Genomic DNA, 18,905 nt, shown 5'->3' with positions numbered 1-18,905 from the left:
CCAGACGCCCCCGTCTCGTCTTCGTCTTCGCCCGTCCGGCACCACCACCGCGAAAGGCCCACGCCTTGACATCCTCCCCGCCCTAAAGGGCCGGCTCCGCCGAGGTCTTCCGTGACGAGGACACCGACTACGCCACCCGTATCTGGGCGGTCGGCGGCCAGGCCGAACTCCACGTCTGGGCAGGCGGCTTCCACGGCTTCGACGCCCTGTGCCCGCAGGCGGCCATCTCGGCCACGGCCCGCCGAACCCGCACCGACTGGCTCACCCGGCTCCTGCACTCGGTTGAGCCGCGGGTCCGGACCGGTGAGCGGCGGGGGCCGCTGCTGAGCAACCTCGGGTACACGATGGCAGGCCCACGCTCGGGCACCCGTCACGACCTGGTAGCGGCGTCGGCCGATTACGCCTCGTCCCGGACGTGAACGTCAGGTCGGGGTCTGCCCGGTCCTGACGCCGCGGTCGTGGAGTTCGGTGCCGGATCACGAAGTGGCGAGTTACGAAATGGCTCTTTCAAGCGTTTCGTGAGCGTTTTGCAGGGTCGATGACGGGATACCCGTGCCTCGCTGCCGGATGAGGGGCGGCAGCGGCTCGGCCGTGTCGTCGTGAGGTCCAGCCCTCGGCGGTGATATCCCGAGTTCTGAGCCAAGGGTCCCCCGGCCCGGAGCACAGTTCCGTACCCGCACGCGCCATCAAAAGGGGAATCGAGAATGACCGACGCCACACCCGAACCCACCACCACCGACGCGGGAATTCCAGTGGAGAGCGACGAGCATTCGCTCACTGTCGGCCCGGGCGGGCCCATTCTGCTGCAGGATTCCTACCTCATCGAGCAGATGGCCCAGTTCAATCGGGAGCGCATTCCCGAGCGTCAGCCGCACGCGAAAGGCAGTGGTGCGTTCGGTCGTTTCGAGGTCACCGCGGATGTCAGCGGCTACACCAAGGCCGCCGTCTTCCAGCCCGGTACCACCACCGACCTGGTCACGCGGTTCTCCACCGTCGCCGGTGAGCGGGGAAGCCCGGACACCTGGCGCGACCCGCGCGGCTTCGCGGTGAAGTTCTACACCAGCGAAGGCAACTACGACATGGTGGGCAACAACACCCCCGTGTTCTTCGTGAAGGACCCGATGAAGTTCCAGCACTTCATCCGGTCCCAGAAGCGCCGCGCAGACAACAACCTGCGCGACCACGACATGCAGTGGGACTTCTGGACCCTCTCCCCCGAATCCGCCCACCAGGTCACCTGGCTGATGGGCGACCGAGGCATCCCGCGCAGCTGGCGTCACATGAACGGCTATACCTCGCACACTTACATGTGGATCAACGCTCAGGGCACGAGGTTCTGGGTGAAGTACCACTTCAAGACCGACCAGGGCGTCGAGTTCTTCACCCAGCACGAGGGCGACCAGATGGCGGCGGTGGACACCGACTACCACACGCGGGATCTCTTCGAGCACATCCGTGATGGGGAGCATCCGAGCTGGACACTGTACGTGCAGGTCATGCCGTACGAGGAAGCGGTCGACTACCGCTTCAACCCCTTCGATCTGACCAAGGTGTGGCCGCACGGCGACTACCCTCTGATCGAGGTCGGGCGGATGACCCTGGACCGCAATCCCACGGACAATCACGCGGAGATCGAGCAGGCCGCCTTCCAGCCGAACAACCTCGTCCCGGGCATCGGCCCCAGCCCTGACCGCATGCTGCTGGCGCGGCTGTTCTCCTACTCGGACGCGCACCGGTACCGCATCGGAGCCAACTACCAGCAGCTGCCGGTGAACGCTCCCGTCAATCCGGTGCACACGTACTCCAAGGACGGGGCGATGGCCTACCGAAAGACCAGTGACCCCGTCTACGCGCCGAACTCGAAGGGCGGCCCTGCGGCGGACACCGTCCGGTTCGGCAATCCCCCGAGCTGGCACGCCGATGGTGAGATCACCCGCGCCGCCTACGTTTCCCATCGTGAAGACGACGACTGGGGCCAGGCAGGCACGATGGTGCGTGAGGTTCTGGACGACGCGGCGCGGGACCGACTCGTGGACAACGTCGTCGGCCATCTGCTCAACGGTGTCACCGAGCCCGTGCTACTGAGGGCGTTTGAGTACTGGACGAACATCGACAAGTCGATCGGCGAACGCATCGAGCAAGGAGTGCGCGCCAAGGCCGACGAGAAGGACCCCAAGGCCTCGGAGCAGGCCAACCCGGCACGTCGGAGCATGCAGGGCAAGGCCTGATACGAGCAGGGGCCCGGTCGCCTGCGCGGTCGTCGGCGGCCGGTCCCCCGGTCATCGGGGACCGCACGGGCGCGTGGCCGCCCCGGCGGGAGTGGCTCAATGCCCGGCAGCCGAGAGACGGTGTTTCAGCAGCGGCAGAAAGGCAACCCCGTACTTCAGCGGAGCGCGCCCTCGTCAGGTCGCCTGCAACCGAGAGCCCCCAGGGACTTCCCGGGGGCTCTCGAATTGCGGGACAGCATCCGCGTCCGTGACCGCCCGGGCAGATGCGACGCGAGGATTTGGCGGCCCAGCCGGGGCTGTCGGTGACACGACCGGCGAGTATCTGGAGTTTCGGTAGCGGACGCCGTGGTGGTGGCTGCTCTCCCGGGAGCGCTGATCACCCCGGGGACCGACCGGTGGCACTGCCGCCCCGCAGCGGAACGGGGGGCAGGCGAGGAGCATCGGGCAAGTGAGGCCTGTCGGGCGTGCACCGGACTGCATCGCCCGCGTCCTCACGTCCCGGATTTTTCCTTCCGGCCGGGCCAGTCCGGATCGTCCTCGGCACCAGGAAGATCCCGGTGCCCTTCGTTCCACGGATTTGTCCAACCACAGGCCCCGCACGAGTACCGCCCGTTCACCCCAGCGATCTCGGTCCCGCATCTGCGGCAGCCCGTTGTCGTGATTTCCTGCGTGTCCAGGAACGCCGCAGCCGCGGCGGCGGTTGCGGCCGAATCAGGTGCGGACTGCTGGGTGCGTTGTGAACGTCTCACGGGCCAGACCCTACCCGCGGGTCCCGGAGCCGCACCGGAAATCGGGCCGCACTGAGGGCAGAGCCAGGACCCGTTGGGACCCTGCTGTGCGCTGCCACCGCAATGCGGGCAATTCATCAGGTCTCCTTCGTGGATACCCCGGCCTTCAGGCCGGGGAGGAAACGAAGCTCCTGCGGAGCAGGGCAGAAAAAGCCGGTTCGCCCCTGGGCGGACCGGCGTTGTCAGTGGCGGCCGTTAAGTTTTGTCCCGTGTATCTGCGGTACTCCTTCCGGCTCGAGCCGACGCCGGGCCAGCGCATCGCGCTGGCTCGTACGTTCGGCTGTGCCCGGGTGGTCTTCAACGATGCGCTGGCCGCGAGGAAGGCCGCCTACCAGGCAGACAGGTCGCGGATCGCGACGGGTGCTCTGGCGAAGCGGGTGATCACCGATGCGAAGAAGACGGCCGAGCGGGCTTGGCTCGCCGAGGTGTCGGTGGACGCCTTGCAGTCCTCTCTTCGTGATCTCGATACGGCGTACGCGAACTTCTTCGCGTCGGTGTCGGGCAAGCGGCCAGGGCGCCGTATGGGACTGCCGACGTTCAAGTCGAAGAGGGACAGCCGGCGGGCGGTCCGTTTCTCCAGGAACGGGTTCCGGCTGCGGGACAACGGCCGGCTGAACCTCGCGAAGATCGGGGACGTGCGGGTCCGCTGGTCCCGGGAACTGCCGTCGCCTCCCTCCTCGGTGACTGTGCTCAAGGATCCGTCGGGGCGGTACTTCGCGAGCTTCGTCGTTCAGGTCGAGCCCGAGCCGCTCGCGCCCGTGGGTGCCGAGGTCGGCATCGACCTGGGCCTGACGCATTACGCCGTGCTGTCCGACGGGCGGGTGATCGACAATCCCCGCTTCCTGCGGCGTGCCGAGCGGAGACTGAGGAAGGCGCAGCAGGTGTTGAGCCGGAAGGTGAAGGGGTCGAGGAACCGGGCCAAGGCCCGGTTGAAGGTTGCCCGGGCGCATGCCCGGGTGGCCGATGCGCGCAGAAACTGGTGCCATCAGAGTGCTTCGAGGCTGGTCCGCGACAACCAAGCGGTCTACCTCGAAGACCTGGCGGTCTCCGGCCTGGCCCGCACTCGCCTGGCCAAGTCTGTGCACGACGCGGCATGGGGCATGTTCCGCCGGGTGCTGGAGGAGAAGGCGGCCCGCTGTGGCCGGCACGTCGGCATCGTTTCCCGCTGGCTGCCCTCCTCGCAGACGTGCTCGGTGTGCTGGGTCGTGGATGGGAAGAAGCCGCTGCACGTGCGTATCTGGCGGTGCGAGGGCTGCGGTACCGAACATGATCGTGACCTCAATGCGTCGCGTGTGATCCTCGCCGCCGGGCAGGCGGAGAGGCTAAACGCCCCTGGAGGGCCGGTCAGCCCTGGAGTGGAAATCCCACGCCAGGCACGGCTCGTTGAACGGGGAACCCATCCGAAGGCCCAGCCGGTCACCACCGGCAGCCAGGCGGGAATCCCCGTCCTTTAGGGCGGGGAGGATGTCAACCTGTCACGCTCATCCCGCCGTCCCGCCGAACAGACCGGCCAGGGCTGCCCGGGGGTGGGTGCCCGTTTCAGAGTGGAGCGCGCCTGGTGCGGGCGGTAGAGAGAGAACAGGCCATCAGAGCTGGTGGTCAGGGGTGATACCCGGTGCGCCGGCCGGGCTGGGCCTCGGTCCGGCCTCGTCAGGACCAGGGAGCCTTGCTGCGCGCCGCTGTGCGGGCCTTGGCCCAGACATGGGGAAGCTGTTGTTCCCGGGCACCGGCCGTGGCTCCCTCCCGACCGTGCAGGACGCCCCAGGTGAATCCGGGTTCTCCCGCCGCGTGGGCGGACAGGGCGAGCCGGCGCAGGGCTTCCCGCGTCACCACACTGTCGTGCTGGGCTCCGCTCACCCGCTGCACGGCCTTGACCCGTTTGCCGAGTCGCCGTGCGGGCCCGCCCAGTGCGGGCCGGGCCGCCTCCGCGGCATAGCGGAGTCTTTTGGCAGCCTTGCGGGCGTTGTGGATCGCGGTGTCGCGCTCGCGGCCCGGCGTCATGTCGAGCGCCGGCTCCATGCGCCCGGCAAGGCGGCGGTACTCCTTGCGAAGTGCCTTGCCGAGGACCTTTCCGGGTTTGCCGGCCGCCTTCGCATCGTGCACTGGTGGCGCTTCGGTGAGGTATTTCAGGTTCCTCAGCAGGTTCAGGTAGCGGCGTGATGCGAGCGCCTCGAGCGTGCGGTGTCGGGCCTGGGTCCGCTGCGTCACGTCCCATGCCGTGAGCCGGGCCTCGACCGGGCCCAGGACCAGTTCACCGGGCAGTTCCCGCAGGTGCGAGGTGAGCCGTTCGCGCAGCACTTCGTGGTCGCGCTCCGTCCCGAGTTCGTTGGCGAGCCACTTCAGGTCACGCCGGATGGGGTCGGTGGCTTCCCTGTCGAGGACGGAGCGGTAGGAACGCAGGCAGCCGCGCAGACGGCGCGCCGTGGTGCGCATCCGGTGGACGGAGTCGGGGGCGTCTCGGCGGACTGCGGGGTCGAGGTCCGTGAGGGTGTCGGTGAGCCGGTCCAGGTAGGCGAGCACGTACGAGCCGGCCGTTCCCGGGGCAGGGTCGGCGCGCGCGTCAGGCGCGCAGTGCAGGATGGACGTCGTCTCCGTCAGCGCACGGAGCACCTTGGACGGGTTCTGCGCCCGATGGAGACCGTGCTTTCGTACCGCCTTTTCGACACTGTCCAGGAGGGCCGGGTCGCTGCCCTGAACGAGTTCGACCTCCATCTCCGTCCAGGTCGTGCGCCGTTCGTCGTCGAGGAGGGCTTGCGCGGACACTTCGTCCACGCTCAGCTCTGCCAGGACGACGCCTTTCCCGTCGAGCAGATGGTGCAGGGAGCGGCTGGAACGGATCCGTATCACGGGCCGCAGCGCTGCGCCGTAGGTGCGGGAGAGCGTGAGATCCCGCAGTTCCTCAGGAACGTTCTTTGAGCCGAGAGGAGCCTGGATCTCCTCACGGCTGTCGCCCGGGAGGGGGAATTTCAGGTGCCAGCCAGGATCGGTGCCGCCTGTCCTGCGTCGCAGTGAGGCACGGGTGCGGGTCAGTCGCAGGTCGTCACTGTCGTAGTAGACGGCGTCCAGCTCCTGCACTCCCTGGTCCGCTACGGAGGCGACGCAGCCGGTACCGGCCAGGTCGGGCAGCCAGGAGAGGTCGGCATCGGGCGCGGTGTATTTGCGTTCTGTCTCTCGCGTGGAACGAGCCATATCAAGCGCGTAGACCCATTTTCGAGATTCAAACCTATTAACAGCGCTTTGCGGCTTTTAGTCGCGGGCTGGCCGGTCGCCCGTCCGTGGCCCGCTGTCGCGATGCGTCGGCGGGTCGGGCGCCGTGGCGGGGCGCAGCCCCCGGTGCGCATGGGGGCACCGCGCCACTCCACCCACCGCGGATCATCCAGAACGGCATCGGGGTCAGCGAGACCCGCGCCCTCGAGGAACCCGGGCCCCGCTGTTGCGAGTGCCCGGCCCCGCGTCCAGGCACTACCCGCCGCGAGCAAAGACCGCGAAGCGGGGTTTTACCGACGGAAAGGTGGCTACTCATGCCCTGCGGCTGTGGGGGCCGTGCAAGAAGATCCTGGATGGCGGGTCCAGGATGCACTCGCTGCACCGGCTCAGCGAGACGCGTGGGTCGGCCCGTACCAGCCTCCCTGACCGGGGCGGGCCGGCCCACGCCGCACCGTCGGCCGCACCTCTTCCGGAAGAAGGACGAAGGCCGCAGGGCACCGGCCCAGGGCCTTTTCGGATCCTCGGCCACGGCCTTGACGATCTCCACGCCCCGTTCAAGAGACGATCGTTGTCGAACGGCACCACGTCCGCGTCGACGATCTTGTCGTCCACCGGCTCCCCCGCTTGCACGGCCTGCGGAGCAGGGCGGGCCGCGCGCCGTGCGGTGCGAGAACCAGGCACACGCACAGTGTTCCAGCGGGGGCCGGGAATCGTCTGCTTCAACTGGGGTATTCGGTCCGCCGGTTGCAGGCTCCGAAGGTCATGCGGCGGTGACGGCCGTGGCGATGGCGGTATCGGCGCGGGCATGGACAACCAGACTTGTGCCCACGGCAGGGGTCCGAGCCTGGAGCCTGCGCCGCACCGCGGCGCTGTGGGCGGCCACGGACATCAGCACACCGACGTCGCTGCACATACGGTGGGCGCGCAGAACCGCGCTGGTTGCCGCGGCAGGCGCGTCGCCTCCGAGAATAATGACGACAGGCCTCGGGTCGTGAGCATGGACGAGATCGCTGATGCGTCTGGGGAGATCGTCCTGAGCCTGGGAACCTGGACCGTCGTCCAGGATCAGGACCAGCACGCCGTGCTCCAGAGAATGGGTCACCATGGCTGGTTCAGCCTCCTGTGGGTGCCCGGGAGGGGCTGATGCACGAGTACCCGCCGTCGCAACCGTGATGCGGCAGCTCTTCCCCAAATCCTCGGCGGCTTTGAAGCGACCCACGGTGAGGGCAGGTTGGTGGGCCCGCGCACTTTCACCGCGCCGAAGATTGCCGTTGGAGGCGGGCGGAGCACGGGCCGCCCGCAGGTTCTTTGTCCCGCCCCAGAGAAGGCCGGACGAAGCCGAGGCGAAAGGCCGAGGAGGGAGGGCAGGCGACGGCTCAGGGTTGGGGTGCCGGCCTTGTGGCCACTGCCAGGCTGGAGGCGGATGCGGGTGTCGCGGCCCTGGCCCTGCTGCTGCCGGTGCAGGCCGCGGCTCGCGTCGTCACCGCCGTTCTCGGTGCCATCGCCGCTTTCCCGGCGCTCAGCGGCGTGGATCACGGCCCCCGCGCCAGCGCCGTCTTCCGCACCGGCGTACGGAGGCCTTGCGGCGAACCGGCATCGGGGTCCCCCTGGGGCGTGAACCCGGAAATGATCTCCGTTGCGGCCGGCGGCGGAGTCTGGGCCCGCCGCGTCAGCTGTGCGATGCGTTCCGCCCCCTACGCGCACGGACCGTCACGCCCGAAGGGCCAGAGGAAACCACTGCGCCATGTTTTGCACGCATATGCCGGGAAACTCGGCGAGCCACCCCGCAATCACAAGAACAAGAGGTCCCCCCATGGCGAAGACAGCCAAGCAGCCCCCGCAGGAGCCCGGATCGCGCGCACCCGAGGAAGAACGTCGGCTGCGCTGGGGCCCGTCCGTGAACGAGGAGTCTCAGCAGCCGAATCCCAGCCCCCACCGCTCCTTCCACCCCGAGGCATACGCCCCAGAACCCGACGAGCCGCGCAAGGAGCCTACGAAGAAGACGAAAGAAGCCTCAGCAAAGGGCACCCCTTCGGACAGCCTGACCACGCGCGCCGAGGACCAGGGGCAGTCCCAGGGCATGCACGACACCGGGCGCCGCGGGAAGTCCCGCCGCCCCAGCGGCAGAAAGGACGCCTCGGCATACACCGGCATCGATCCCGACGGCTCATCAGCGGGGGACGGAAGCCGCTGAGAGCGACGGCGAAAGGCCACCAGGCCACGCGCGGCTGAACCGGCACGGCATCGCGGGGCACCCCGGCCGGGCGCGCCAACGACTGCGGCACCTGGCGGCGTTGCGTAAGGAAGCGACTGCCGTCATCGTCGTTCGAGGCGGGGGTCCGCGCAGGCCGGCGCGCCGTGTGGAGTCCAGGCTCGCCGCCGGGGACCGGTCGAACCACCGCGCTCAGATCGACGGGCTGGAGCTGCCGCAGAGTTCGCCAGCTGGACGGGCGGGGACTCGAAGGCCGGCCAGAGGTCGACCTCCCGGTTTGTTCGCGGCGATGAGTGCCCATTACGTAGTTACCGCGGGTGCCGACAGGAGTTGGGCGCCGATGCACGACAGCAGCCTTCCCATCGATCCTGCAAGGCGGTATGTCCAGCCCTGCGAGCTTCTCCGTATCGCCCGCGACGTTGCCGCCTGCCCTCTCGCGTGGGGGAGTCTGCTGGAAGGCGGAGGAGAACGACCCTCACACATCGGCCTTTTCACCAATCCGCTCCTGGAAATCTCAGTGATCGAATGGCTCGGCAATGACGATGCAACCGGATTCCATGATCACGGAGCCTCCTGCACTGCCGTGTTCGTAGCCCGAGGAACCATCCTGCACACGCTTCTGCGTCCCGGCCACGGACCCTTGGAAACCTGCGTCACAGCAGGAGAGGGGTTTTGTTTCGACCACAGATGCGTCCACCGCATGCGGCGCAGAGCTCCGGCTGAATCCACAGTGACGATCCACGTCTACTCACCGCCGTTGGGCCGAATAGGCCGGTTGGGTCAAGAGAAGAACAGCCTGCTCCCGCCGCGCCCTGCCTGATTCCGAGAGGCCCGTTCGCAGAACTTGCCTCGGCTTCCAGTCGAGAAGAACGACCCTCAAAGCGACGGACGTCACGGCCACTTGCCCGCACCCGAGGACAGAACAGACCGAGGAGGAACGATGCCCAAGAGCCGCAGGCTCCGCAAAGGCGACAAGGTGTCGTGGCGAAGTCACGGCCAGGACGTGGCCGGAACCGTCACCGGAAAGATCACCGACCACGTCCACCGGGCCGGTCGCACGGTGGACGCATCCCAGCAGGCGCCGCAATACGAGGTGCAGAGCAACGCTTCCGGACGGTCCGCTGTCCACAAGCGCGACGCGCTGCGCCGCAAGGGTGGCGCGTCCTCATGACGGGAAACCCCAGGGGCGACGACCGGGACGCAACCGTCCGCACTCCTGGGGGCACTCCAGGGTGAACGCCGGGGGCGGAGTAGCACCCTGGATCTCCCCTGCCCGACGAAAGCCGTTTGAGGCGTTGATTCCGTGTCGCCACAAGCGGGACCGGCGGTACACCGGACTGCTCTCTTTCGCTCGAGTCCGGTCGGCGAGCGGACGAATTCACTGTGATTCGTCTGTTTGGCCGACAGGTTCTTTTCCGAGCTGTCCGGCCCTGTGGCCTCGGACAGGGGCCCAACTGGGGGCAGCCGGTGAAGGTGATCATAGGCTTCGGGCATGGAGTGTCTGGAGGAGTCCGATCCGGTGTCGGTCGGGGGGTATCCGCTGTTCGCGCGGCTCGGCGTCGGGGGTATGGGCCAGGTGTACCTGGCGCGGACCCCGTCCGGACGGCCGCTCGCGCTGAAGACCGTGCGGCCGGAGTTCGGGCTCGACCCCGCTTTCAGGGAGCGCTTCACTCGTGAGATCCGGCATGCCGACCGGGTGCGCTCGCCGTGGACGGTCACGGTGGTCGACTTCTCGCCGGAGGGCTCGCGCCCGCAGTGGTTCGCCACCGAGTACGTGGCCGCGCCGTCGCTGGCCGAATGGGTGACGGGGTACGGGCCGCTGCCGGCGGACAGTCTGACCGCACTGGCCGCCGAGCTGTGCGAGGCTCTGCACGCGGTGCACCAGGCGGGCCTGGCCCACCGGGACGTCAAACCGTCCAACGTACTGCTGGCGGACACCCGGCCCCTGCTGATCGACTTCGGCATCGCCCGCGCCGCGGAGGACTCCCGGCATACCCGGACCGGCGGGATCATCGGCTCGCCGGGCTACATGGCACCCGAACAGGCCACCGCCGGCGGCTCGGCGGAGCCCGGCGACATCTTCGCCCTGGGCGCGGTGCTGGTGTACGCGGCCACCGGTCGTGGTCCCTTCAGCCTGCCCGGCCAGGAGCCCTCCGCGCAGGCGCTGCTGTACCGCGTGGTCCACGAGGAACCCGATCTGGAAGGGGTGCCCGAGGCGCTGCTGCCGCTGGTTCGGGCCTGTCTGGCGAAGCAGCCCGCGGACCGCCCGACGGCCCGGGCGGCCACCGAGCTGCTGCCCGAGCCGGATCGTCCGGCCGGGGTCTGGACACTGCGGCAGCCGCCGGCCCTCCCTGCGGAACTGGCGGCGCGGAAGGCGCAGACGCGCGCGACGCTGGCCGACCCGGCCGCCGCGCGTTCCCTGACCCATGCCGGCACTGCCACCGACGACGCCACTCCCCTGTCCGACCCGCCCGAAGACACCGCCGTCCTCGCGCCGCGCCCATCCCCTGACACCGTGACGCGAACCGCGCACGACCGCCCGGCCCACCACGACGGACCAGACCCGATACCCACGCCGAGTCCGGTTCCGGAGCCGGTGGCGGGCACGGCACGCCGGATCCCGCTGGTCGCCGTGGCGGGCACCCTGGCCGTGCTGGCGCTGGCCGGCCTGCTGGTGCGCGCCTTCGTCAACTCCGGCTCGGACCACACGGGTTCGACCGGCGGCAGCGGCGCGGCAACCACCCTGCCGGGCAACGGTCCGAGTTCTGACCCCACCGCGCTGCCGGCCTCCTGGGTGGGAACCTGGGTCGGTACCGGCCCGGGAAATCCGAACGGCAACTACTCGTTCGGACTGCACACCGACAGCTACAAGGTCACCCTCACCCTGCACGCGGGGCGGCTCGGTCAGCTGGTCGGACAGCAGGTGAGCGACATCCACGACCAGGACGACGGCAAGAACGACGGCTGCACCGAGTCACTTGCGCTGAAGGCGGTGAACGCAGGCAGCGTGAACCTCGCCGCGCAGTCCCCGCACACCACGGACTCGGCCGGCACCGTGGTCTGCTCGTCCGGCAACTCCTACGAAATAAGCATGACCGACGGAACGCTCCGACTCGCCCCCAACGCACTGGGGCTCGGATCACCGACGACCTTCACCCGCCGGTGACCCCGGCACCGGAGCACGAGAGCGCGCCGCTCTGTCCGCCGGCCGGTCCCGGCATGCCTTGCAGGACGCCGCCATGGCCGAGGAGCCGTCGGAGGCGTACGGGCAGTCCTCGACGTCGCGCTGATTGCCGCGGCCGTAGCCGTACGGGCGCCCCGGCGCGTTCACGGACTGCCGGCTGACCGCCCATGAACGGTCAACGGCCTTACCGAACGGGCGCGTGGTGGAGTGGCGTGAGTCCGGCCCGGCTGACGGCATCGCGACCAGACGAGCCGGCCCCGGCGCGCCTTCGAAAGGCGCGCCGGGGCCGGTTTTGGTGTGAACGGCAGCCGCACTACGGGCGGATGCCGGCGTGAGCGACGGGATGAGTGGTGGCAATCCTTGTGGGCGGGGCGCCAGACGCGGACCCACTGGCCGGGGTGCCAGTGGTGGTGCCGGTCCCGGAACGCCGGGCGCCACTGCCGTGCCCAGTGCCCCGCCACCCTCTCGAAGTGACGCGACCCCGCCGAGGGCCGGTGGTCCTGCGCCCCCGCCGACGGCCGGTGGTCCTGCGGGGCGGCCGACGCGGTACCGACCGTACCGACGACTGCGCCAGCGGCCAGGGCCACCGTCGCCGCCCCCAGGGCCGCGGCCCTCTTCAACCCGTTGATCATGTTCAGACCTTTCCGTACGAACCGGGGCTGACGCCCCGGCACCGCCCGGACCACTCGGCCGGGCACGCACCGATCCTTGTCCTCGGACATGACCGAATCACCACAGAACACCGCGTTCTCAAGAAATGGAAATTGATTTCTCATTCAGCATAAATAGTCAGATATAAACGCCCGTGACGTGGCCCGGCACGCGTCGGCAGTCAGCCGTCCGGGGCGCAGTGGGCCGTCGAGGGTTCTGAACGAACAGCGCAGGTCTGCTCATCGGGGAGCGTTGAACGCCGGGCGTGGACGCCCACCCCGCGCTGCCGTGTGCACGACCTGGGTCCGGAGGACTGCCCGAGGAACCGTGCCAGAAGGCAGTCGCGGCCCGCCGCTCGGGGGATGTCGACGGGCCACGACTGCTGCCACGGTCCCACGTTCCTGCGCAGGGCGCCCGCATTCCTGGCGTCCGGGTCTGAAGGGGGTTGCGGGAGCGGCGAGCGGCCCGGCGGCTTCGGGAATCCGCGGTTCGACGGCCCGTCGTACCGCCGGGGCGGGCATCGCGATGACGGACCGCCCCCGTTCTTTCGGTGGAAGCCTCCAAAGAACTCCGGGATGAAGGCGGGCTCGATGCCCATCGCGGCAACGCCGTCACGAACGGAGCGGTTGAGCTGCTTGATCCCTGTATCGGGGTCACCCCCGTACGGGACAGCCCTTGAGCAGCCAGTGAGCTGCTGTACGGGAGGGCTCGCTTCACGCCGGTCCGCAAACAAGACCCCCAGGCCCCATCTCGGAGACATGATGATTTCGCCATATACGGTGAGTGCGTGACGGAACAGAGCGTCTACCGGCATCTGCGTGAGTTCCGCGAGACTCTCGATCAGCCAGAACCACTGGCCTGGGCGGAGATCAGCCATGGCCAGCTGCTGATGATGACAAGCCCGAAGAAGCAGCATCAGTTGGTTGCTCACCGCCTGCGTACTCAGCTGGAACCCCAGTTGAGTACGGACCTGGTCCTCATGCTCAAAACCGATATGGAAGATGCCGGACTCGGCATCCTGCGCGTACCGGATCTCGTCGTCATCGACGAAGAGGAAGCCGTAGTCGACAGCGACGCAATCGACCCCCGCCGCTGTCATCTGGTGATCGAGATCGTTTCCAGGTCCAATCCCAGCAACGACTACGAGGGCAAGCTGCGTGACTACCCGGCCATGGGGGTTCCGCACTACCTGATCGTGGACCCTCGCGACGGGAGCGCAGTTCATCACTGGGCACCGGTGAATCGAAATGGCGTGCCCACGTACGACAACAGGCAGCACTACACGTTCTCGGACACCATTTCCATCGCCGGCTGGAAGATCGACACTGCTGGTCTGCCTCGCTACAGCGAGGACAGGACGTGAACGACACGGCGGATCTGGTGCGGTTGTGGCGCCAACGCCGTGGGATGTCTCAGGCACGCCTGGCCGAGCTCGCCGGAACCGGGCAGGCTGCCATCTCGCGCATAGAATCCGGGCGGGATCTGCCCACCCTCGCACTCCTGGACCGCATCGCCTTGGCATTGGACTGCCAGTTGACGGTCGCCTTCACATCCGACTCCGGACAGGCACCACCTTCAGCTTGAGTTTCCTTCGCCCGTCGGCACCGCTCCATGGCCGACACAACGAGGGTCCGTCCTCAGACAGATCCTGCTGGGAGCGGAACGGACTCGGGACCGAGAGGTCGCGCGGCCGGCACGCCCCTGGTGGCGGCCAGCTCGGGGAAGGACTCTTCCCAGGCATCCCGTAGCGGCCGGCTGATCAGGGTGCGCAGTACCGGCCACTGCCCGAGCAGCAAATCCCGGTTCAGGAAGGCGACCAGGTCCTGGCACTGGCCCTCGGCCAGGACGGTGCGGTAGAGACTCATCCGCGAGCGCGCCTGTTCTACGTCGTAGGAGCGGCGTCCGGACCAGGCCACGTGCAACGGCAGGTCGACCGAACCGTGAGAGGGGCCCGTCAGGTCCTGAAGGTGCGCGGGCAACCTCTTGGCGTACTGCTCGCGGAGCAGCTCGAACGCGTCAGGCACCGGGAAGCAAGAGGACCTGACAGCCATGTCCCCGATTATCGCCTGCTCGACCGGTCGGGTCACGGCAGACGCCCGAACCGGCTCACCTTCCACGCCGTCTTCATCGAGACCTGCCGCCTGGCCCGTTCCAAAGCCAGGGTGGAGAAGAAGGGCGGCAGCAAGGAAGTCGTGCACGAAGCCCCGGTCGGGCGGGCGGAGAGCGACTACACCGCCCAGGCTGATCCGGCCTCCTTCGCCCTCGCCGGGCAGATCGAGCAGTCGTGGCTCGGACCGAAGAGGACGGAGTCGGCGTTCAGGTGGGCGGAAGAACATCGCCCGCTATGAGCGGGCGCGGGCGACGATCCTCGGGATGATGAGGTTGGGGAAGGGCTGGATGGCCTTGAAGTACAGGTGCCCGGCCCGCCGGTGGTAGCGCACGACCGTGGTGCAGACGCCTTCCAGTCCCGCGGCTCCCTCCCGTACGGCGAAGGAGGTGCGAAAGTCCAGGTGCTTGTCGTTGTCGCCGGCGAGTACCTCGTCGTCACAGACGGTCAGGACCAGGAAGGGGCCCAGCCGCACTCCGGGTTGGACCCGGATCTCATGGGGGTCGACTCTCTTCTGGACATGCAGCCCGAACGGCGACATCAGCTTGTCCCGCAGGGCCAGCAGCCCGTGCACCCATCCCGGCGTCGCTGTCAGTACCGTCCGGGCGAAGTCCGCGGCGCTGGTTCCCGGAGCCAGGTCCACCGCGACCGCGTCCACGTGGTCGCAGCCACCCAGGCTCGCGACCGCCGCATCCACGACGGGTGCGGCCCTTCTGCGCACGTGCGTTCCTGTCCTGTGCCCCATGGTTCTTCTCGCCTTCTCGTACAGATGGCCAAGTCCGCCCACCGGGTGGATTTTCGGGCTCGGCGGGATCAGTCGCTGGCGTTTCGGGCGGCCGGGGACGGCGCGCCTGCGGGTGGGCCGGGGCTTGGCCCGGCGGTGGCTCCGAGGGGGTTTCGCCAGGCCTGGATGAGGTGGCCCAGGCGGCGGGCGGGTGTCTCGCTGGGGAGGAACAGTACGAGCACGAGCAGGACGAGTGCGCCCCCTGTGAGTCCTGCGACCGTCCAGCCGGGCACTCCTGCGCCCACGACGGCCGTCCCGCAGGTGACCACCGCACCGAGCAGGCCGCCGATGCGAGCCGTCCGGCTCACCATCGTGGTTCCTGACCGGCGGGGCGGCGCAGGGTCATGGACAGGCGCGGAGTGCCGAGCAGCACCCGGAGGGTGAATCGGGTACGGGTGCGGCGGGTGGGCAGGACGGCCAGTTCCGCCTGCCATTCCTGGCGCCATCGGGCTCGCTGCGTGCCGGGCAGCAGCATCGTGAGCAGGGCCAGCAGGCGTGTGGTGACGGCGTAGGCGGCGGGTGCCGGTTGGAGCACGGCCGTGGAGAGGTCGTGCAGTTCACGGCTGACCTCGGTCAGGCCTGCCGCACGGGCCAGAGGGGCGAAGACGTCGATGGTCTCGTGGGCTTTGCCGTGCTGCTTGCCGGGGGCGACGAACTCGATGGTGCGCATGTTGTGGAGCCGGTCGGCGAGACGGATGGCCAGCACCGCCTCTTGATGCGGCGACCGCGAGGTCGGGCCGGCGGCGCCAGGGCTGAGGCCTCCCAACGGGATCGCACCGAGCTTGACGGTGCGGACGTCCGACACCAACTGGGCGACGTCCGGGCCGAATTGTTCGGCCACCCGGCCCGGCGGGCAGGTTGTGTCCTCGACGTCGTGCAGCAGGGCGGCGCAGACCGCGGTCGGCGGCATGCCGATGTCGGCAACGATGGCGGCGACGGCGAGGCAGTGCGTCAGGTACGGGTCACCGCTGTAGCGGGTCTGTCCCTCGTGCCAGCGGGCGGCCTCGCCATGGGCGAACTCGACGAGAGCGAGGTCGGCGTCGGGATGATGTGCACGCACCACGTCCAACAGGCCTTCGAGGGAAGGGCCGTTGGCCTGACGCCCGCCCGGCCGGGTGACTAACCGGCGCCGCGCCTTCATGACACTCCCCCTTCACCGGCCGGATGCGCGGCCGCCCAGCCGGGCAGCGGCTGCTTACGGGCGCGGTAGGCGCGGGCGAGGGCCAGGCGAGCCTGTTCGGCGCCGTCCTCGGTGATCCGGTAGAAGCGGCGGCGCGGCCGGCCGGCTTCCTCGTGGACGTTCGGGTCCTCCCAGGTGCTGTCCAACCAGCCGACCTGTTCCAGCCGAGCCAGGATCGGATAGATCGTGCCCGACGGCAGTCCCGCCAGCTCGCACAGCTCAAGGCCGTACCGCTGCTTGGCGGGATCCTCCAGCAAAGCCCGCAGCACCAGTTGGGTCTGCAAGGTCATACGCGGACTACCCATACTCGTACTCTACATAGACTATATACGGGATGTCCAGGGGACGTGGACCGCCGATCGGCGCCCGCCGTGAACCCCGCGGCCCGCCTTCCGGTGTCGCTCCGTCTACGTCGTCTCGGCCGCCTCCGTTTCGGGCGAGGGCCGGGCACCGACCGGCTCCCCGGCGTGCGGGGTGTGCCGGGTGCGGCCGGTCATGGCGAGTACGGCTGCCGCGGCCAGCCCGACCGCGCCGGCGGCGAGGAGCTGCACCCGGTAGTCGAGGCGGGCCACCATGCCCGCACCCAGGAGCAGGGCGAGTCCGGTGGGCGCGTACATCACGGTGCTCGCTGTCGCCGCGACCCGGCCGAGCAGCTCGGACGGGGTGTGTCTCTGAACGGCCGTCAGTGCCGCGACGAGCGGGACGGGCAGGCCCAGGCCGAGCGCCAGGCTGCCGCCGAGTACGGCGGGCGTCCAGGGTGTCGCCCGTGCCAGTACGCCGACGGCGAGGAGGGCGAGTCCGGCCGCGGGCAAGGTGCGCTCGGGCAGCCGGCGCATCAACGTACCGGCTGTCAGCCCGCTGACGACCGATCCGAGGCCTTGCAGCGAGGTGAGCACGCCCGCGAAGGCCGGGGACCGGTGGAGCCCGTCGTCGAGCATCGCGTACGTGGCCGTGCTGCTGAGGCCCGCCAGCATCATGGCCGTGGCGCTGGTGACGACGAGCGGGCGCAGTACCGGGTGGCGGCGCAGGTAACGGGCGCCTTCGGCGGTCCCGGCGGTCCACGCCCGCCCGATGCGGGCCGCGGGCGGGGCTTCCCGTACCCGGATCAGTCCGAAGGCGGTCGCGGCGAGGACGAAGGTGGCCGCGTCCAGCAGTCCCACCGTCGGCCCGCCGAGGGCGGCGAACAGGCCCGCGCCGGCCAGCGGCGCGAGCAGTTTCATGCTCTCCATGGCGGTGAGCACCAGGCCGTTGAAGTCACCGCGCAGTTCGTCCGGCACGGCGGCCGCCACCAGGGCCGTCTCGGCCGCGTCCGTGAGCACCATGCCCGTTCCGACCAGGGTCATCACCGCGAACAGCAGCCACACTTGGTCCTGCGAGCGTACGAAGAACGGTGCGGTCATGACCGCGGCCAGGGCCAGGTTGGTGGCGACCAGGAGGGGACGGCGGCGCACCCGGTCGGCCACGGTGCCGAGCACGGGTCCCGCGAAGGTCGGCAGCCACATGCAGAAGCCGACGAGCGCGGCGAGGCTGTTGGAGCCGGTGAGCGTCTTGACCCAGATTCCGGCGGCCAGCGCCATGGCCGAGTCACCGAATCCGGAGACGAGCACTGCGCCCAGGTAGAGCCCCGCGTTGCGGTCCCGGAAGACCTTCGCCGCGTTCCAGGCCATGCCCCTCCCCCTTCAGTCCATTCGGCCCGTTCAGTCCGTTCAGCCCGGACGACCCGTTCAGCCCGGACGGCCCGTTAAGCCCGGACGACCCGGACGGCCCGTCCGGTCGCACAACCTACCCCCAATGATTTGATTGGCGGTAGTGGGCTCGTGGCACCGACGTGCGCTTTACTGGCTCGCGTGACCGATACCGATCCCGTGCTGCGCGCGCTCGCCCACCCCGTGCGGCTGCGGATGCTCAGCCTCATGTGGCCGGGGCCGATGTCGGCCGCCGAGCTCGCCCGCGAGCTGGAGATCTCCCACGCGCTGGCCAGCCAGCACCTGCGGCGCCTGGACGCGGTGGGCCTGGTCGCGCTGGCGGAGGAACGCACCCGCCGCGGCGGCAGGGAGCGTCGCTATCGCACCGTCCAGGGCACGCCGCTGTCCGACCAGCACGAGGGGACCCCGATGCTGGCCGAGACCATGGCACGCACCCTGCGGGAGCGTGCCCTGCGGCGTGCGGAGGACGGCGAGGGGGTGACCGTCGACGCCGAACTGTGGGTGGACTCCCGGACCTGGCAGGACATCCGACGGCGGCTCGCGGAGGTCGCCATCGAGCTCCATGAAGCGGCCCGGCCGCCGCACACACCGGGCACCGTTCCCCTGGGGGTCAGCATGATGGCCTTCCCGTTGCAGGACGTGCCGCAGCCGCAGCCGGAGAAGTGATCCCGTCCGGGCCGGGCGGAGTCCGCTCGCGCCGTCCCAAGTCGGCGGCGCCGGCAGGGAGATCGCAGCTCCTGGACCGGATCGCCGTCGAACGCCCGCGCGCCCGAGCGACGTTGGGCTCCCGGAGTTCGTCCCCCACGATCCACGGCGATGTCCGCGCACCGGGCCGGGCGCTCAACTGCCGTCACACGC

17 protein-coding genes and 1 pseudogene are annotated in these 18,905 nt (G+C 69.3%); 10 read left to right on the top strand and 8 right to left on the bottom strand.

Annotated elements, in window-relative coordinates; translation table 11 throughout:
* Window positions 1-92: 92 nt before the first annotated feature.
* The 3 genes and pseudogenes from WJM95_RS33970 to WJM95_RS33960 all read left to right on the top strand — a co-directional run.
* Window positions 93-419, top strand: a pseudogene (locus tag WJM95_RS33970) (hypothetical protein); the annotation flags it as partial.
* Between the two features lie 285 nt (window positions 420-704).
* On the top strand, window positions 705-2,228 hold the full coding sequence (locus WJM95_RS33965; RefSeq protein WP_339134804.1) for a catalase: 1,524 nt from the start codon (window positions 705-707) through the stop codon (window positions 2,226-2,228).
* 973 nt (window positions 2,229-3,201) lie between these two features.
* Complete coding sequence (locus tag WJM95_RS33960) at window positions 3,202-4,470, top strand: transposase (protein WP_339136016.1); 1,269 nt, start codon at window positions 3,202-3,204, stop codon at window positions 4,468-4,470.
* 196 nt (window positions 4,471-4,666) lie between these two features.
* Here WJM95_RS33960 and WJM95_RS33955 read toward each other — a convergent pair whose 3' ends face one another.
* Entirely contained in the window at window positions 4,667-6,205 is a 1,539-nt protein-coding gene (locus WJM95_RS33955; RefSeq protein WP_339134802.1) for a CYTH and CHAD domain-containing protein, read from the bottom strand.
* A 778-nt stretch (window positions 6,206-6,983) separates the two neighbouring features.
* The gene (locus WJM95_RS33950) at window positions 6,984-7,328 is read right to left on the bottom strand and encodes a hypothetical protein (RefSeq protein WP_339134800.1); all 345 of its coding nucleotides are present in this window, start codon (window positions 7,326-7,328) and stop codon (window positions 6,984-6,986) included.
* A gap of 708 nt (window positions 7,329-8,036) precedes the next feature.
* On the opposite strand from WJM95_RS33950, the gene WJM95_RS33945 reads away from it, so the two are divergent.
* The 5 genes from WJM95_RS33945 to WJM95_RS33925 all read left to right on the top strand — a co-directional run bounded on the left by WJM95_RS33945 (window position 8,037) and on the right by WJM95_RS33925 (window position 13,854).
* Window positions 8,037-8,417: a hypothetical protein gene (locus tag WJM95_RS33945; RefSeq protein ID WP_339134798.1), complete on the top strand. Its 381-nt coding sequence runs from the start codon at window positions 8,037-8,039 to the stop codon at window positions 8,415-8,417.
* A gap of 958 nt (window positions 8,418-9,375) precedes the next feature.
* Complete coding sequence (locus WJM95_RS33940) at window positions 9,376-9,606, top strand: DUF2945 domain-containing protein (protein WP_339134796.1); 231 nt, start codon at window positions 9,376-9,378, stop codon at window positions 9,604-9,606.
* A 321-nt stretch (window positions 9,607-9,927) separates the two neighbouring features.
* A complete protein-coding gene (locus WJM95_RS33935; protein ID WP_339134794.1) occupies window positions 9,928-11,601 on the top strand; it encodes a protein kinase in 1,674 nt (557 codons plus the stop codon).
* A 1,456-nt stretch (window positions 11,602-13,057) separates the two neighbouring features.
* Entirely contained in the window at window positions 13,058-13,633 is a 576-nt protein-coding gene (locus tag WJM95_RS33930) for a Uma2 family endonuclease (protein ID WP_339134792.1), read from the top strand.
* Entirely contained in the window at window positions 13,630-13,854 is a 225-nt protein-coding gene (locus WJM95_RS33925; RefSeq protein WP_339134790.1) for a helix-turn-helix transcriptional regulator, read from the top strand. Before WJM95_RS33930 ends, WJM95_RS33925 begins: the two co-directional genes overlap by 4 nt.
* 53 nt (window positions 13,855-13,907) lie before the next feature.
* Here the strand turns inward: WJM95_RS33925 and WJM95_RS33920 are convergent, their stop codons facing one another.
* Window positions 13,908-14,321, bottom strand: coding sequence for a hypothetical protein (locus WJM95_RS33920; protein ID WP_339134788.1), 414 nt, complete (start codon window positions 14,319-14,321; stop codon window positions 13,908-13,910).
* A 111-nt stretch (window positions 14,322-14,432) separates the two neighbouring features.
* On the opposite strand from WJM95_RS33920, the gene WJM95_RS33915 reads away from it, so the two are divergent.
* A complete protein-coding gene (locus WJM95_RS33915) occupies window positions 14,433-14,618 on the top strand; it encodes a hypothetical protein (protein WP_339134786.1) in 186 nt (61 codons plus the stop codon).
* Here the strand turns inward: WJM95_RS33915 and WJM95_RS33910 are convergent.
* The 5 genes from WJM95_RS33910 to WJM95_RS33890 all read right to left on the bottom strand — a co-directional run bounded on the left by WJM95_RS33910 (window position 14,613) and on the right by WJM95_RS33890 (window position 18,008).
* On the bottom strand, window positions 14,613-15,098 hold the full coding sequence (locus WJM95_RS33910) for a DUF2867 domain-containing protein (protein WP_339134784.1): 486 nt from the start codon (window positions 15,096-15,098) through the stop codon (window positions 14,613-14,615). The genes WJM95_RS33915 and WJM95_RS33910 overlap by 6 nt on opposite strands.
* A gap of 92 nt (window positions 15,099-15,190) precedes the next feature.
* Complete coding sequence (locus tag WJM95_RS33905) at window positions 15,191-15,472, bottom strand: hypothetical protein (protein WP_339134782.1); 282 nt, start codon at window positions 15,470-15,472, stop codon at window positions 15,191-15,193.
* Complete coding sequence (locus WJM95_RS33900) at window positions 15,466-16,302, bottom strand: HD domain-containing protein (RefSeq protein WP_339134780.1); 837 nt, start codon at window positions 16,300-16,302, stop codon at window positions 15,466-15,468. The genes WJM95_RS33905 and WJM95_RS33900 overlap by 7 nt, the downstream gene beginning before the upstream one ends.
* Window positions 16,299-16,646: a helix-turn-helix transcriptional regulator gene (locus WJM95_RS33895; protein WP_339134778.1), complete on the bottom strand. Its 348-nt coding sequence runs from the start codon at window positions 16,644-16,646 to the stop codon at window positions 16,299-16,301. The genes WJM95_RS33900 and WJM95_RS33895 overlap by 4 nt, the downstream gene beginning before the upstream one ends.
* A 102-nt stretch (window positions 16,647-16,748) precedes the next feature.
* Complete coding sequence (locus WJM95_RS33890; protein ID WP_339134777.1) at window positions 16,749-18,008, bottom strand: MFS transporter; 1,260 nt, start codon at window positions 18,006-18,008, stop codon at window positions 16,749-16,751.
* Window positions 18,009-18,188: 180 nt separating this feature from the next.
* Between WJM95_RS33890 and WJM95_RS33885 the strand changes: the two genes are divergently transcribed.
* Complete coding sequence (locus WJM95_RS33885; protein ID WP_339134775.1) at window positions 18,189-18,713, top strand: helix-turn-helix domain-containing protein; 525 nt, start codon at window positions 18,189-18,191, stop codon at window positions 18,711-18,713.
* Window positions 18,714-18,905: the final 192 nt, after the last annotated feature.

Origin of the sequence: Streptomyces sp. f51, assembly GCF_037940415.1 — a bacterium.
GTDB lineage: Bacteria > Actinomycetota > Actinomycetes > Streptomycetales > Streptomycetaceae > Streptomyces.
The sequence above is the reverse complement of the archived record's forward strand: the minus strand, read 5'-3'. Positions and strand labels throughout refer to the sequence as shown.